General features: G+C 42.1%; 17 protein-coding genes and 1 pseudogene. 5 read left to right on the top strand and 13 right to left on the bottom strand.

From position 1 onward, the window contains the following. Nucleotides 1-221: 221 nt before the first annotated feature. Complete coding sequence (locus tag GFC28_RS19560; RefSeq protein WP_172798626.1) at nt 222-374, bottom strand: hypothetical protein; 153 nt, start codon at nt 372-374, stop codon at nt 222-224. 300 nt (nt 375-674) lie between these two features. Here GFC28_RS19560 and GFC28_RS15645 point away from each other — a divergent pair, with 300 nt between their 5' ends. Continuing rightward, the gene (locus tag GFC28_RS15645; RefSeq protein ID WP_044745101.1) at nt 675-1,280 is read left to right on the top strand and encodes a biotin transporter BioY; all 606 of its coding nucleotides are present in this window, start codon (nt 675-677) and stop codon (nt 1,278-1,280) included. A gap of 38 nt (nt 1,281-1,318) precedes the next feature. Here GFC28_RS15645 and GFC28_RS15640 read toward each other — a convergent pair whose 3' ends face one another. The 4 genes from GFC28_RS15640 to GFC28_RS15625 all read right to left on the bottom strand — a co-directional run bounded on the left by GFC28_RS15640 (nt 1,319) and on the right by GFC28_RS15625 (nt 5,265). Next, nucleotides 1,319-2,317, bottom strand: coding sequence for an inorganic phosphate transporter (locus tag GFC28_RS15640; RefSeq protein WP_044745102.1), 999 nt, complete (start codon nt 2,315-2,317; stop codon nt 1,319-1,321). A 17-nt stretch (nt 2,318-2,334) separates the two neighbouring features. Next, nucleotides 2,335-2,955, bottom strand: coding sequence for a DUF47 domain-containing protein (locus GFC28_RS15635; RefSeq protein WP_044745103.1), 621 nt, complete (start codon nt 2,953-2,955; stop codon nt 2,335-2,337). Between the two features lie 374 nt (nt 2,956-3,329). Next, nucleotides 3,330-4,823 (bottom strand): leucyl aminopeptidase, encoded by a 1,494-nt coding sequence (locus GFC28_RS15630; RefSeq protein ID WP_044745104.1) that lies wholly within the window; start codon nt 4,821-4,823, stop codon nt 3,330-3,332. 70 nt (nt 4,824-4,893) lie between these two features. Further along, the gene (locus tag GFC28_RS15625) at nt 4,894-5,265 is read right to left on the bottom strand and encodes a DUF309 domain-containing protein (protein WP_044745105.1); all 372 of its coding nucleotides are present in this window, start codon (nt 5,263-5,265) and stop codon (nt 4,894-4,896) included. 90 nt (nt 5,266-5,355) lie between these two features. Between GFC28_RS15625 and GFC28_RS15620 the strand changes: the two genes are divergently transcribed. After that, complete coding sequence (locus tag GFC28_RS15620) at nt 5,356-6,186, top strand: cobalamin-binding protein (protein WP_044745106.1); 831 nt, start codon at nt 5,356-5,358, stop codon at nt 6,184-6,186. A 161-nt stretch (nt 6,187-6,347) separates the two neighbouring features. On the opposite strand, the gene GFC28_RS15615 is transcribed toward GFC28_RS15620, so the two are convergent. From GFC28_RS15615 to GFC28_RS15600, 5 genes and pseudogenes are all read right to left on the bottom strand, one after another. Further along, on the bottom strand, nt 6,348-7,049 hold the full coding sequence (locus tag GFC28_RS15615; RefSeq protein ID WP_044745107.1) for a 3D domain-containing protein: 702 nt from the start codon (nt 7,047-7,049) through the stop codon (nt 6,348-6,350). Nucleotides 7,050-7,153: 104 nt separating this feature from the next. Beyond that, nucleotides 7,154-7,477 (bottom strand): YuiB family protein, encoded by a 324-nt coding sequence (locus GFC28_RS15610; RefSeq protein WP_044745108.1) that lies wholly within the window; start codon nt 7,475-7,477, stop codon nt 7,154-7,156. Between the two features lie 133 nt (nt 7,478-7,610). After that, a complete protein-coding gene (locus GFC28_RS19555) occupies nt 7,611-7,739 on the bottom strand; it encodes a YuiA family protein (RefSeq protein ID WP_044745109.1) in 129 nt (42 codons plus the stop codon). 138 nt (nt 7,740-7,877) lie between these two features. Next, a pseudogene (locus GFC28_RS15605) lies at nt 7,878-8,374 on the bottom strand (NUDIX domain-containing protein). A 74-nt stretch (nt 8,375-8,448) separates the two neighbouring features. Next, a complete protein-coding gene (locus GFC28_RS15600; protein WP_044745124.1) occupies nt 8,449-9,672 on the bottom strand; it encodes an NAD(P)/FAD-dependent oxidoreductase in 1,224 nt (407 codons plus the stop codon). A 265-nt stretch (nt 9,673-9,937) separates the two neighbouring features. Between GFC28_RS15600 and GFC28_RS15595 the strand changes: the two genes are divergently transcribed. Then, nucleotides 9,938-10,930, top strand: coding sequence for an NAD(P)/FAD-dependent oxidoreductase (locus GFC28_RS15595; protein WP_044745110.1), 993 nt, complete (start codon nt 9,938-9,940; stop codon nt 10,928-10,930). 152 nt (nt 10,931-11,082) lie between these two features. Here the strand turns inward: GFC28_RS15595 and GFC28_RS15590 are convergent, their stop codons facing one another. Next, nucleotides 11,083-11,445 (bottom strand): HesB/IscA family protein, encoded by a 363-nt coding sequence (locus GFC28_RS15590; protein WP_044745111.1) that lies wholly within the window; start codon nt 11,443-11,445, stop codon nt 11,083-11,085. Nucleotides 11,446-11,604: 159 nt separating this feature from the next. After that, on the bottom strand, nt 11,605-12,459 hold the full coding sequence (gene dapF, locus GFC28_RS15585; protein WP_044745112.1) for a diaminopimelate epimerase: 855 nt from the start codon (nt 12,457-12,459) through the stop codon (nt 11,605-11,607). Between the two features lie 198 nt (nt 12,460-12,657). Here dapF and GFC28_RS15580 point away from each other — a divergent pair, with 198 nt between their 5' ends. After that, nucleotides 12,658-13,365, top strand: a complete 708-nt coding sequence (locus GFC28_RS15580; protein WP_052661008.1) for a DUF2225 domain-containing protein — start codon at nt 12,658-12,660, stop codon at nt 13,363-13,365. Nucleotides 13,366-13,584: 219 nt separating this feature from the next. On the opposite strand, the gene GFC28_RS15575 is transcribed toward GFC28_RS15580, so the two are convergent. Further along, entirely contained in the window at nt 13,585-13,824 is a 240-nt protein-coding gene (locus tag GFC28_RS15575; RefSeq protein WP_044745114.1) for a YuzB family protein, read from the bottom strand. 226 nt (nt 13,825-14,050) lie between these two features. On the opposite strand from GFC28_RS15575, the gene GFC28_RS15570 reads away from it, so the two are divergent. After that, a complete protein-coding gene (locus GFC28_RS15570; protein WP_044745115.1) occupies nt 14,051-15,121 on the top strand; it encodes an NAD(P)/FAD-dependent oxidoreductase in 1,071 nt (356 codons plus the stop codon). Nucleotides 15,122-15,386: the final 265 nt, after the last annotated feature.

Below are 15,386 nucleotides of genomic sequence, written 5' to 3'. Positions count from 1 at the left end.
ATTTTAGTTTTTGAGATATTTGAGAAGCCAAACATCTCAGATTGTAAATAAAGTCCATTTTTGCTTTGACCATCACTTTAAGCATCCATTCATTTCCCTCAGATTGTCTTGAAAACACTTGTCGGATAAGGAACAAAGCTAAGAATCGAATCAAGACGTTCATAAGCGGACGAGCAAAACAAGTGATGCAACATGAAAGCATTTGTCAACAGTCTGATGTTTTATTCATGATCGAGTTGCTTTCGTCCAACCTCTTGTGCATCCCGTAAATCATAATCGCTTCCTTCATCATCTGAACTTACATGGATGAGATCCTCACGAGCACCTTGTTGGCTTGCCCTCTCAATATGGCTTCTATCTTTCTCCGGTTTCACCATCAATCCCCCCATATTCTCGCTATTGGAGCATTTATAGTAACCCATGGTAATGGTACTGAATCAGCATCTATACAAAAGTAAGCAAACCATGATCTCATTGCGGCGGCACGCTTTCACGTGGGTGAGGCAAGCCACCGATTTGTCTCTAACCGGTAGATTGTACAGATACTATTTGTTCCATTTTTCATTTGTATTTATATATTTTCTAAAAACGACCGCATTATTCAAAAAATTAATTGACAGTCAAGCAATTGTTCGATACGATTTTGTTAACCAAATAAACAAGGAGGTTCACATATGACATCAAAACCGTCATTCCGTGCACTTGATATGACATTAATCGCCATGTTCGCAGCCTTAATGGCCATTGGAGCCAATATTACTTCTTGGGCACCATTTTTAGTCATTGGCGGAGTACCGATTACATTGCAAACGTTTTTTTGTGTGTTTGCCGGTGCTGTTTTAGGACGGCGCCTCGGCGCCTTTGCCATGATTGTATATATGCTCATCGGCTTAGTCGGCGCACCTGTATTCGCCCAATTTTCTGGTGGATTCAGCATGATTGTCCGTCCGACATTCGGCTTTATTCTCTCCTATATTTTAGCAGCATATATCACTGGTTGGATCGTCGAAAAAGGCAACCCGTCTCCTTCTGTCGTTCGTTTTGTTGTCGCTGCACTCATCGGAATGATCATCAATTATGTAATCGGTACAAATTGGATGTTTTTAGCGTATAAATATTGGGGACAAGCTCCAGAAGGATTCTCTTATAGCATGGCATGGGCCTGGATGCTCGTACCTCTGCCAAAGGATATTATATTATCCATCGTCGCCGGCGTAATATCGCCTCGAATTTATGCCTCTCTTCGCAAGTCGTTCGCAACCAATCGACATGCAGCATAATTGAAAAAACCGGGCGTTGATTTTACGCCCGGTTTTTCTTATAAGAATAATTTAAATAATTGATAAACAAATCCAGAAATCAGCGCTGAAACAGGTAGAGTGATAATCCATGTGAGCACAATGCGCTGTGCGACTCCCCATTTTACACCTTTCACACGCTGTGCCGCACCAACCCCCATAACAGCAGAAGAAATGACGTGAGTCGTACTCACCGGCAATTTAAATGTCGTTGCCGCAAAAATAATAAGAGCAGAAGAAAGGTCAGCTGCCGCCCCGTTGACAGGACGAATTTTCATAATCTTTCCGCCAACGGTTTTAATGATTTTCCAGCCGCCAACGGAGGTTCCAAGCCCCATGGCAATGGCTGCTGATAGACGCACCCACTCTGGAATGTCAGTGGAGTGATGATAATTTCCAGCAATTAATGCCATCGTCATAATCCCCATCGCTTTTTGCGCATCATTCGTCCCATGTGTATAAGCCTGCATCGCTGCCGTCAACACTTGAAACATGCGAAATCCCTTGGTCGTTTTGGAGAGGTTGGCATTTTTAAACGTTATTCGGAATAAATTCATCATAATAAATCCTACGCCAAATGCAAGAAAAGGAGAAAGGATAAGGGATTGTAAAATTTTCAAAAATCCTTCGTAGTTCAAAACGTCAAAACCGGCTGCTGAGATAGCAGCTCCGGCAACAGCCCCAATAATCGCATGAGAAGAGCTGCTTGGAATTCCGTAATACCATGTAATTAAGTTCCAAGCAATCGCTGCTGTCAGCGCTGCTAAAATAACAATGGAACCATTCTCTAAAGCAAACGGGTCAACAATATCTTTCGTAATCGTTTTAGCAACCCCTGTAAAAGTTAAAGCACCGATTAGGTTCATCGTCGCTGCTAAAATAATCGCTTGACGCGGCGTCAGTGCTCTTGTCGAAACTGATGTTGCAATCGCATTCGCTGTGTCGTGAAAGCCATTAATAAAGTCAAAAGCTAACGCAAAGATGACAACTAAAGCTGTAAGTATGAACACCGTATCCATAAAAGAGCAATCTCCTTTTACGCGTTGCGCATAATGATGGTTTCAATGGTATTGGCAACATCCTCACAGCTGTCAGCGATCTCTTCTAACATTTCATACAATTCTTTATATTGGATCAATTTAATTGGATCTTTTTGTGTCACAAATAAGTTTTTAATAGAGGCTCTTAAAATTTCATCACATTTTGTTTCATAATCTTTGATTTTTATGGCATGTACCCGCATATCAAGCAGTTTTTTGCTTGCTAACAGTTTCAACGCTTTAGCGATTTCAATGGTACTTTGATAAATATTTTCAAAAAATTTCGCCATATGGTCATCAATATCGGTAAACGAAAACATTTCAAAACGAGCGGAGCATTGCTCAAATCCATCTAATACATCATCCATTTTCATCGCTAATTGGTGAATATCTTCCCGTTCAATCGGCGTAATAAATGTCTTATTTAAAGCAACGACAAGCTCATGAATAAACGAATCGCCTTTCTTTTCATACTCTTTCATGACACGTGCAAACTCTTTGAGATCACTAATGTTATTGATTTTGTACTCAACAAAATACTGTGCTGCCTCTTTTACATTCTCTGAAATTGTAAACAATAAATCAAAAAAGACATCTTTTTTTGGTGCAAAAACCATAAAAAAACCCCCATTTTATGTAACTAATGTTGAGCCACCCTGTCTTATTTTATCAATAACCGTCGAATTTACAACAATTTAAAAAAAAATTAACACTAAATTTACATTATCTTTACATTTGGATGAACGATTCGCTCGTATTCGTCTTAGAGTTAACATATCTACTAAAAAGCCTCCCACCTCTAAATGAAATGGAGGTGGGAGTGGTTCAGCGTAGCAGCAGCAAGCTTAACAAAAAACTTTGTCTCATTTAATCATTTTGATTTTTTCCTTCGCCGATCTGAGACACGGAACACAGCCGAGTGCGGCAAACGATGCAGGATAAAAAGGTTCTCAACAGTCTGAAGAAGCCGCTGATAAACGGCTTCTTCTCCTTACTGGAAACGCTCGACGAAAGTAGCAAGAGTTCGCACCATCACACCGGTTGCACCGGCCGGCCCTAAATCATGGTCTTTCGATGTAACGGAGGTACCGGCAATATCTAAATGTACCCAAGGAGTGTTCTCGGCAAATTCAGCGAGAAAGGCGCCGCCCATAATCGCGTGTCCTTCGCGTCCTGGAGAGTTATTGAGATCAGCGATCGGGCTATTGCGTACACGTTCCTTATCTTTTTCTGTAATTGGCAGGCGCCAAATATATTCACCGGTTTCCGCTGATGCCTCTAAAAGCTGCTCAAACATTTCCTCATGATTCGTCATCGCTCCTGTAGTATGGACACCAAGCGCAATAATGACACCCCCTGTTAAGGTAGCTACATCGATAATGTAGTTCGCACCATGATGCTTGGCATAAGTAATGGCATCCGCTAAAATCAAGCGCCCTTCTGCATCAGTATTCTTAATTTCAATCGTTTTACCGCTCATGGATGTAATCACATCGTCCGGTCTAAACGCATCAGCGCTAATTAAATTATCGGTAGCTGGAATGACGGCGATCACATTTTGCTCCGGCCGGAGTTCACCGATAATTTCCATCGCACCAAGGACAGCGGCTGCACCGGCCATATCGGTCTTCATACCGACAATTCCATCCTTCGTTTTAATGGAATAGCCGCCTGTATCAAAGGTTACTCCTTTTCCGACAAGCGCGATGACATTCTCCCGCGCTTCCTTCCCTTGGTACTTCAACACAATCATTTTCGGCGGTTCCGACGACCCTTTATTAACAGCCAACAGCGCTCCCATTCCGAGCTTTTCCATTTCCGCTTTTTCCAGCACCTCGTATTCAAACTTATATTTTTGCGCCAATTCTACTGCATAATCGGCCAAATCTGTCGCTGTTAATAAATTACTTGGTGTATTCACCAGCGTCCGAGCTGAATTGGTAGCCCTTCCATAAACAGAACCGACCAAAAGGCTCGCTTCCACTTCTTTAGGGTCCGCCGCTGTATAGACAGTCATCTCTTCCAGTTTCTTTTCTGGTTCATTTGATTTTTGTTTATATCCGACAAATTGATATGTCGCCAGCGCAAACGCCTCAGCAAAAGCGTGAGCTGCCTCGCTAGCATCAAGATTTTCGGTAATAAACGTATCGAGAGCCACTGCTGCTTCTGTGAGCTTTTCTCCTTTTAACATTTTAAACAGCCGGCCAATCGCTTCTCGTAATCCATTAAATGTCAGGTCTGATTCCTTGCCTAATCCTACAAAATAAAGGCGCTTGATATTCAATTGCCCTAGCGTATGTATTTTAGCAATTTGCTTTCGCTTTGGAGAAAGATCTCCTTCTTTCAACAATGCTGTAAGTTGTCCATTTAACTGTTCATCCCAAGCAGCCAGCACACCACCCCATGCGCTCTGCCGCTCAAATATCCCAACAATACAAGCCTCATGCTTTGTTTCATTTAGAGACTCCTGAACCACTTTAAACATGATATGAATCCTCCTTTGTCTGATTTTTCCTCTATCATCATACAATGCATCATCCCATTTCGCTAGCCAGCTAATCTTGTAACACTAATACAAGCTCAGGAAGAGAAGGCAGACGATGAATCTGAGAAAAATCCACTCGCTCAATATCTGCTGGAATCAAGTCAAGACAGCGTTCAATAAAGCTGTATACCGCTTCTACATCCAGCCCCCAATGGATGGGCCGATAAGGCTGCAAATAGTTTTGGGCAGCTTCCATCATCATCCGTGTTCCTTTCACATTGCCATAGCTATAATGATATAAAGCTACCGTCATTTGCAGCAATCCTTTAATGAAAAAATTGCTTTTATCCTCCATCCAAATTTCTTCCAATAAATCATGGCACGTATAAAAATCTCCCTCGTTAAATTTCACAAAAAACTCATAATACGCAAGCGGATACACGCTTCTCCCTCCCCTTTTTCAGCATATCACAAGGAAACCGCACAGCAGAAGAAGAATACACCATTATGGAATAAAAAAGAGGTGATAGTCATGAGAATCATTTCCATATGCCCAAGCAATACAGAACTGCTCGCTTACCTAGGAGGCTTAGAGAATTTAATCGCCGTAGACGATTATTCGGATTGGCCAAGAGCGGTACATTCACTCCCTAAAGTGGGGCCTGATCTAAAGATCGATATGGATGCAGTAGAAAGGATGAATCCAGATCTTGTGCTTGCTTCCTTAAGCGTGCCAGGAATGGAGAGAAATATTGCTGAGCTGCAAAAACGGCGTATTCCTTATATCGTCTTCCAGACAAATTCGTTGGATGATATTGCTTCCGATTTGCTTTTATTAGGCGAAGCAATGCACAAAAAAGAACAAGCACAAAAAATCGTCACTCGTTACCAAGCATTTATCCATCACTATAAGCAACTAGCTAAAAATATCGAGGCGCCGACCTCTCTCTACTGGGAATGGTGGCCAAAACCTGTATTCACTCCTGGAGGAACAAATTGGCTTACTGAAATAAGCGCCCTAGCGGGAGGAACGAATGTTTTTGCTGATATCGAGGCAGCCAATATCCAAACAGACTGGAATGAAGTAAAAAAACGAAACCCGGAACATATTTGCCTTGTTTGGGTTGGAGTGAGAACGGAAAAAATCGATCCAGCCATCGTCAACAAGCGTCCCGGATGGAGCGAAATCCAAGCAGTAAAAGCAGGGCGCATTTCCGTCCTCGAAGAATCTTTATTTTGCCGTCCTTCACCAAGACTACTGCTCGGATTAAAAAAGCTTGCTTCTTTGCTTCACCCTGACATATTTCCAGAATATGATCATATCGATCCTTTACTTCACGAAAAAAGACAAAGTCACTGTTGACTTTGTCTACAACCATTTTAACATTCTTCATTGATGATGGCCTCAAATCAGACTGGCTTGAAGCCTCTTGGCAGACAAGAAACATGGCCGAGTAAAGACGCAGGATGGAAGCATTTAAAACAATCTGAAGGGCTGTCATGAACAGCCCTTCTCTATTTTCATTAGCTTTCCGATTTTAAATATTGTTGCCGAAACACTTGCATGGCTTCATCCTCATTTAATTTAGTTAGCTCTTGCTCGGATAATGTCCCATTTCCTTTTTTCACAATATAAACTTTCACCGTCTTCTTGCCCCAATGTTTGTACACATCATCTACTGTATGGTAGTATAAATCAATGCGGTGCCCTTTAATAGCCGCTCCTTTATCTGCCACTACCCCATATCCATATCCCGGAATAAACAAAATCGTTCCAATAGGAAACACATTTAAATCAGCAGCAATCGTTGAAAAGAGATCTCGTTTGACTCGTACTCCTGAATAAGTAATGCCGTATTCCGGATGGTTCGGCGATTTCCCTGTCGATTCCACGCCTGCTGTATAGCCAGTCGCAACAACAGTAGTGGAAGGGTATTGCGACCAATCGATCGCTTCCTCTAAGTTTAGCGAGTGATTCATCGTTTGTTCGGATGAAATTTGCGGCTGCACCCGCTCTTCATATCGAGTCCATTGCTCATTTGCTAATGCATGGTTGTCTATCTCGAAGTTATCAAAAAAAGAATAACTGCGTTGAAAAAATGAAACAGATGAATTATAAAGTGAGTGAACAATTGTCTTCGCTTCTACTCCAGAAACAGATTGAAAGGTAGTAAAAAACGCGCCGATAAATAAAAGCGTCATACTCATTCTTCTAATCATATTCATTTCCTCACTCCTCCCATGGTTCTATTTATTTCCACAGGGAAAACGAAATATTCACCGGGAAGAATGAGAAAATAAAAAAGACTCTCGCTTATTCAGCGAAAGTCTTAAAACATTTGATATCCTTTAGCACGCAGCGCCCGAATCGCAATTCCGGCAAAAATAGCGCCGACAAGCCCGCTGCTAAGGATCATAACATCAGCAGGCGCCAGCGATAATATTTTGTGTTTGAGCGCAGTAAACGAAGCGCCTGGATGAGTAAAATATTCTGTCCATCTCACATCATCAATAATAAAAATAAAGACAATCGGGCTTAAAATAGCCATAATCCATGACATTCTTAAAATCATATTCAATAAAAAGCCAATCCCAAAAAATAACACAAAAAACAATAACATGGATATTAATAAAACGGGTACGCTCATTTCCATCCCCATCACCTCCAGTACATCCTTCTTAAGTGTACTGAAACGTAGAATGGGAGTCAATGAAAGCATTCATATAAGCGCTTTTGCGTAGCAAAATGATAGAGGCAAGCATATAAACTTGCCCCTCAGTTATCATTTATTTATGATTTTTGCTATCGGTTCCTTTTCCGGAGCAGCAATAGCATGTTTCTGAACCGCCTAACAACAATTGAACGTAACCATTTCCTTCACAATATGGGCATACCGTTGATTCTGTCTTTTTCATTATGTCATCCCTCTTCCCTTTTCTTAATTTTCTGATAATATATCAAAGATCTATACAAAAAGAAAAGGAGCATTTCGGACGATTTCCCCCGATGTAAACGGATACATTGGCAAAATCCTTTCATTTCCTCTGTTTTTCTTAATTTTTTGAATTTTTGAAATAAACGTGGTATTTTGTATATCCAAATGGTTCACCCGGATCCAATCCGTTATGAAAATGGAAATAGGATAAAGGCCATGCTTTCAGCAGATGCTGCAGCAAAGTCGACGCACTTGAATCACTCAAAAGAGACTCTTTCGATAAAAACGCCGCTGTCCATGGTTCATCTTGTTGGATGACCATTTTTTGGATAAAGCCTTCAACAAAAAAATCATCATATTGTCGCTGATTTCATCATCTATGACTCCTGTGCGCAATCCAATCAATCCGATCACTTCGGCTTGGATTCCTGTTTCTTCCTCCACTTCCCGGATCACCGCTTCATCTGCTGTTTCTCCACGCTGCACGAATCCTGCCGGCAATGACCATTGTCCTTGCAATCCGCCATACTTCTTCTTGACAACAAGCCAATCCCCCGCATCATTTAGTACGATCCCTGCCGCCGCCAGCCACACATGCCCACGCTTCTTTTTCATATAGCTCCAACCTCTTTTTCCTTCAATTTTAAAAAAGGGCAAACAAAAGCTTGTTTGCCCATACAATTTCTTTATTAGAAGAACTTAAATTTTCCTTTTTTCATAACGAGAGATGGACCGCCAATCAAGTAGAGGGCACGATTGTCAACCATTTTTTTCATAAAGCTTGCTTTTGCCCCCCACATCTTTTTACCAAACACAACGCCAATAGCGTCGTCATGCCCAAGCGAACATACCGTTCCTTTAATATCTGGCTTAAATGGCTGCAGTTCGCCCTGTTCGCGAATTAAAACGGCAAGGTTTTTCGCGCATAACTCGCCTTGCTGCATCGCAATTTGTGCTGTAGGCGGATATGGGCGATTCGTTTCTTCATTAATCATTAGTGAACAGTCGCCGACAATGAATACGTTATCATAACCAGGAGCGCGCAAGAACGGATCCACTTTTACACGGCCCCGCATTGCTTCAAAGCCAGATTCATCAATGACATAGCTTCCACGCACACCCGCGGCCCAAACGACTGTGCCTGCTTTGATTTCTTCAACTTCGTCACCTTTCGCAACCACAATGCCCTCTGGTGTACATTCTTTAATGGCTGTTCCGATTTTAAACTCTACTCCTTTGCGCTCCAACAAGCTAACCGCATATTCCACAAGCTCTGGATCAAAGCCAGGAAGAGCTGTCGGAGCAGCCTCAACGCAAATGATGCGCACTTTTTTCGGATCCACATCATATTCACGGCAAAGCTCTGGAATGCGGTTTGCCAGCTCGCCAAGAAATTCGATACCCGTAAATCCAGCACCGCCAACAACAATCGTTAAACGCTCATTGCGCTTTTCTTCTTCTGTATGATAGGTCGCAAATTGATATTCGATATGCTCGCGAATTTGGCGGGCGGCATTCACGTTAGCAATAGAAAATGCGTACTCTTTTAGCCCTTTAATGCCAAATGTTTCAGATTCGAAACCGAGCGCAATGACTAAATAATCGTAAGTTAATTCGCCGTTTTGTAAAATCACTCGCTTCTCTTGCGGAACTACTTTAACAACCGTATCTTGCACAAATTGCACTTTGCTGCGATCAATCACATCAGCGATTGGATAGCGCACGCGATCATGATGCAGCGTTCCAGCTGAGGCCTCATGCAACCACGTAGTTTCGTAGTGATAATTGTTTTTGTTGACAAGAGTAATGTTCGCTTCATTCACTCCAACAAACTTTTGCAAGCGCACCGCGGTCATCAAACCGCCATAGCCTGCCCCTAAAATTACAACATTTGGCTTTTTCAACTCAATCACTTCCACCTTTTTATTTTTTATTTGCAGCATTTACCACTAGCGTGCGCTTTCATGCTGCATTTTATTGAAAAAAGTTTGTGAATAAATTCACGATAAGGGACAAAAAAATGTCGAATAATTGTCAAAAAATCTTAACAATCCATCCAAAAACATATTAGTCTTTTTTCGTATCGTTTTCAAGTGGTTTTTTTCTTTTTTATAAAAGTAATGAATATGTTATGATGTAAGTGTCTGCATTTTTCATTGAGTAGGGGGAGAAGGGGTCATGAAGGAAGACCAGAAGGTATATGATATTACGATTATTGGCGGCGGACCAACCGGGCTGTTTACAGCGTTTTATGGAGGAATGCGCCAAGCAAGCGTAAAAATTATTGAAAGCCTTCCACAATTGGGAGGACAGTTATCTGCTCTTTATCCAGAAAAATACATATACGACGTCGCTGGGTTTCCTAAAATTCGCGCACAAGAACTGATTGATAATTTAAAGGAGCAAATGGCGAAATTTAATCCGACCGTTTGCTTAGAACAATCCGTTGAAAAACTGGAAAAGCAGGATGATGGTATTTTCAAACTGACAACAAACAAAGAAATCCATTATTCGAAAGCTGTCATCATTACAGCTGGAAACGGCGCCTTCCAGCCACGACGCCTTGAGTTAGCAGATGCCGCTCAATATGAAGGGAAAAACCTGCATTACTTTATTGATGATTTAAATAAATTTGCGGGACAAAAAGTGCTTGTTTGCGGCGGCGGCGACTCGGCTGTCGATTGGGCGCTTATGCTTGAGCCAATTGCTGAAAAAGTGACCATTGTCCATCGCCGCGATAAATTCCGGGCTCATGAGCATAGTGTAGAGAATTTAATGAATTCCAAAGTTGTTGTCAAAACACCATTTGTGCCCGTTGATTTAGTCGGTGACGATGGGGGCATTCGCCAAGTGATTCTCGAAAATGCAAAAGACGGCTCAAAAGAAACGATTGATGTGGATGCCGTAGTGGTCAACTATGGATTCGTATCATCCCTTGGACCGATTAAAGAATGGGGACTTGAAATTGAAAAAAACTCCATTAAAGTAAACTCCAAAATGGAAACAAATATTCCAGGCATTTATGCAGCTGGCGATATTTGCACATATGAAGGAAAAGTAAAATTAATTGCCTGCGGCTTCGGTGAAGCGCCAACGGCAGTCAATAACGCGAAAGCCTATATTGATCCAAAAGCCAAAGTACAGCCAATGCATTCTTCTTCTATGTTCTAAACCATCTGCGGCAGGGCGGTCGATTCCTAGACCTCCCTGCCGTGTTTTATTTTCTTCACAATATGGAGCACAATGTTTATGGCAAATAGCACAAAAGAGCGCCCTTAACATAAGGACGCCCTTTTTATAAAGAAGTTCGTCGCTAAATAGCCTTAGCACTCCTCCGGTGTTCCAGCGTTTGCCGCCGTACGGAACGACGATCCGCAGCCACATGTGGCGATCGCGTTCGGGTTGTTGATTGTAAAACCTCCACCCATTAACGACTGTTTGTAATCGATAATCGTGCCTTTTAAAATTGGCGCGCTTTCTTTATCAATCAATATTTTAATACCATGCTGCTCCAGCTCATGATCATCTTCATGGCGGTCATGTTCAAACCCCATGCCATATGATAATCCGCTGCAGCCGCCGCCCTTTACTCCTACGCGGAGATAAGCGTTCTCTTCTCCATGCTCTTTCATCATATCTTTAATTTGAAACGCCGCTGCTTCCGTCAACTGAATGACATCGCTCATATCATTCCCTCCTTTTTCATTAGTATATCTGTTTTCCTATCACTTGTTCAAACGATTCAAATCGTCAGCCTCCATTTTGCTACAGCTTTAGCTTTCTTTAGACAACTAACGATCATTTGGGCCAAAGATCCATTTACCGATTGAGATCAACACTTGGTCTTAGTACTCATACACACCTGTACAAATCGTTTCGGCAGGCCCTGTCATCAGCACATTTCCTTCCTCTGTCCAGGTAATAAATAAATCGCCACCTAACAGATGAACAACTGTTTCACGATTACGGGCCGTCCAACCATTCAGTACGGAGGCTACCACCGCTGCACATGCCCCTGTTCCGCATGCCTGTGTGACTCCTGAACCGCGCTCCCATACACGAAAGTGCAGTTCATGATCACTGACCACTTCTACAAATTCCACATTAACCCCCTCTGGAAACCGTTTGTCTTTTTCAACAATAGGACCAAGCGAGGTCACAGGAGCCTGGTGAATATCATTTACATAAAAAATGACATGTGGGTTCCCCATGGAAACAGCGGTCATCGTATATGTTTGATCAGCGATCCGAATCGGTTCTGCGACCACCTGCTCTGCTTCCTCTCCGATCATCGGAATTTCACTCCGCTTAAGGCGAGGGTGACCCATATCAATAGTTACGTTAGTCACAAGGCCATTTTCCACAGAAACTTCCGCTTTCACCAGCCCTGACAATGTTTCAATAAAAAATGAGCGCTCCTTCACCAACTGATGCTCATAAGCATATTTCGCTACACAGCGAAGGCCGTTGCCGCAATTTTTTCCTTCCGAGCCGTCACTATTAAAAATCCTCATGCGCACAGGAGCGACGTTTGACGGACAAATTAAAATCAGTCCATCCGATCCAATCCCTGTGTGAACATTGGATACTTTGATCGCTAGCTCTGGCAAAAGCTCTTCTGGGATCGTCTCTTCAAACAAATTGACATATATATAACTGTTTCCTAAGCCGTGCATTTTCGCAAACGAAAAATTGCCCATTGTGCATCCTCCTAAAAATTTTGTACATATAAGTATAAACGCGATATTGTTGGGAAACAATGAAAATATCCCCCGTTTTTTCATATACACCTTTAAAAGAAGATGCTCTGGCATCTTCTTTTTTTGTGCTCTTATCTGTATAATGAATTTGTAATAGGCCTTTATCCTTAAATCAATCGCGGGGGAAGCATCATGGAAATAAATGAGTTATATGATCGAAAGATTTCTTGCCTTGTTTGTCATCAGCCATACACCACGAAAAAGATTCGCTCCCGCTTTCTTCGGCCAATAAAACACGACAGCGATTTTTGTTCATACTACCAGTCTGAAGACCTAAATCCGCTGCTTTATTATGTGAGTGTTTGTCCTCATTGCGGATTTTCGGTGACAGAAGATTTTTCTGCTTATTTCCCTCCTCAAACATTTGAAGCGATTCAGCAATATATTTGTCAGCTTTGGAGCGGACACAATTATAGTGGAAAGCGAACGTTTCAAGAAGCGGTTAGCACGTATAAGCTCGGGATTTATTCAGCTACGCTGAAGCAGGAAAAACACATTGTTCTTGCTGGATTGTATATGCGTCTTGCTTGGCTTTATCGCACATACAAAGTTCCTGAACAAGAAAAGCGTTTTATGCGCCTCGCTTTACAGGAATACATGGCATCCTATAGCAACGACGATTTTCTTGGCACCCATATGTCTGAGGTGCGTATTCTTTATCTCATAGGTGAACTGCATCGAAGATTAGGTGAAACAAAACAGGCGATTTTATATTTTTCAAAAGTGATTGCGAAAAAGAAGGAAACCATTGAAACAGGGATTATTGCTATGGCTCATGAACGATGGCAGGAAATTCGCAGCGGCGAAAACTCTAGCCATCAACACGGCGATGAACGGCTAAAATAAGCGCAAGTGGTCGATTTCTAGCACCAATGGCTCCCAAAAATCGATATGCATGCATTTATAAAGATTGAACGAATAAATCTTAGATTCAGAGCTTCTTGTGACGGATCTTTTCTTCACGCATTCGCATGGCAAAAATCTGACGAACTCTATGCTAACATATCAAGCGGCGACCATATAAAGAAGGATATTCAAAAAGCGGCTGTCTGCAGCCGCTTTTTTCTAAAACATTGGATTTTCCTCAAGAAATTTATAAATGTTTTCTACCAAATGCTCCGGCGTTTCCCCTGTTACTACTTCGCCGTTTACTAACGCAAAAAGCGACTGGCCGCATTTCCCGCAATAGCTTAGGCATCCATATTCAATGATATCTAGGTTCGGATCTTTTTCCAATTTTTCCAGCGCTTTTTGTGAACCATTCGCTAAGTTGCTTATACAAAATTCAATAATTGGCTGAATCAACGCTTGTCACCTCACTACCTGCTTTAAATGGTAACGATTTTTATCGTCGCCGTCAATTTATGACACTTTATTTCTTGATTCCGCCATCCTGAATAAAGAAAGTCCTTTATATATTTATCATTTTTTTCGAAAAATTATTGTGATTTTGTCACAATTTCGCTATACTTTTAATGTCATTTGGTCAACGTTTTGCGTGAAAAGACAACTACAAAAGGGGAATTCTAGCATGAGAAACCTCGTTCTGCTTGGTGGGGGCTATGGAAATATGCGAATTTTGCTTCGCCTTCTCCCAAACCATTTACCTGAGAACGTTCACATTACGCTGATTGACCGTGTTCCGTATCACTGTTTAAAAACGGAATACTATGCATTGGCTGCTGGTACCGTCAGCGACCACGATATTCGTGTACCTTTTCCAGAACACCCTCGCCTCACATATTGCTTTGGAGAAGTTGTTCGTATTGATTTGGATGCCTGTACGGTCTTATTGCATGATGGGACGACTGTCGCATATGATGATTTAGTCATCGGATTAGGCTGTGAGGATAAGTATCATAACGTCCCTGGGGCGGAACAGTTTACACATAGCATCCAGTCGATTGAAAAATCCCGTGTCACATATCAAACATTAAGCAATTTACCTCCGCAGTCCACTGTCGGTATCGTTGGAGCAGGATTAAGCGGTGTCGAATTGGCAAGTGAGCTGGCCGAAAGCCGTCCTGATCTTCACGTGATGCTTTTTGACCGCGGAGAACGAATTTTACCTATGTTTCCAGAGCGGCTCAGCCAATATGTCGAAAGCTGGTTTCATGAGCATGGCATCAGCATTGTCCGCCATTCCAATATCACAAAAGTTGAAGAAGGCATATTATATAATCACGATGAGCCTATTCACTGTGACGCCATTGTATGGACAGCAGGAATCCAGCCAAGCCGGGTCGTTCGTGAGTTAAATGTGGAGAAAGACGGGCAAGGCCGCGTGGTCTTAACCAACCAGCACCATATCCCTGAATATGAAAATGTCTATGTTGTCGGCGACTGTGCGAGCCTTCCTCATTCCCCAAGCGCACAGCTTGCGGAAGGACAGGCAGAGCAAATTGTTCAAGTGCTGCAAAGCCGCTGGCGCGGAGAAGAACCGCCAAACGAATTTCCGCCGATTAAGCTAAAAGGCATTCTCGGTTCTCTCGGCAAAAAGCATGGATTTGGCCTTGTCGCTGACCGTCCTTTAACCGGCAGAGTGCCGCGTCTGTTAAAATCTGGCGTTCTTTGGATGTACAAATATCATAATGGATATTGATGCAAAACGGCTCAAAATATCTTCAAACCCTTTGATCAATCAGTATTTGCTTATAAAAAATCAAAACTTGGACGGTTTTTTGATGTAAAAAAAGGCGGAGTCATTTCCGCCTTTTTGATTGAAAAAAGATATGCAACAATAATAAATCTAGCAAACGATCAATGGATTTCCCCGACTTTATTTTTTCTTCCATCCAGTACGTACTACATGGAAACTTGAAATGCCTCTTAGAAAATCGTCTCTCACTTCATAAGTGCTGAGTCGT

Source organism: Anoxybacillus sp. B2M1 (assembly GCF_001634265.1).
Taxonomy (GTDB): Bacteria; Bacillota; Bacilli; order Bacillales; family Anoxybacillaceae; genus Anoxybacteroides; species Anoxybacteroides rupiense.
Note: the sequence above shows the minus strand (reverse complement) of the source record. Positions and strands in the feature narration are given on the sequence as shown.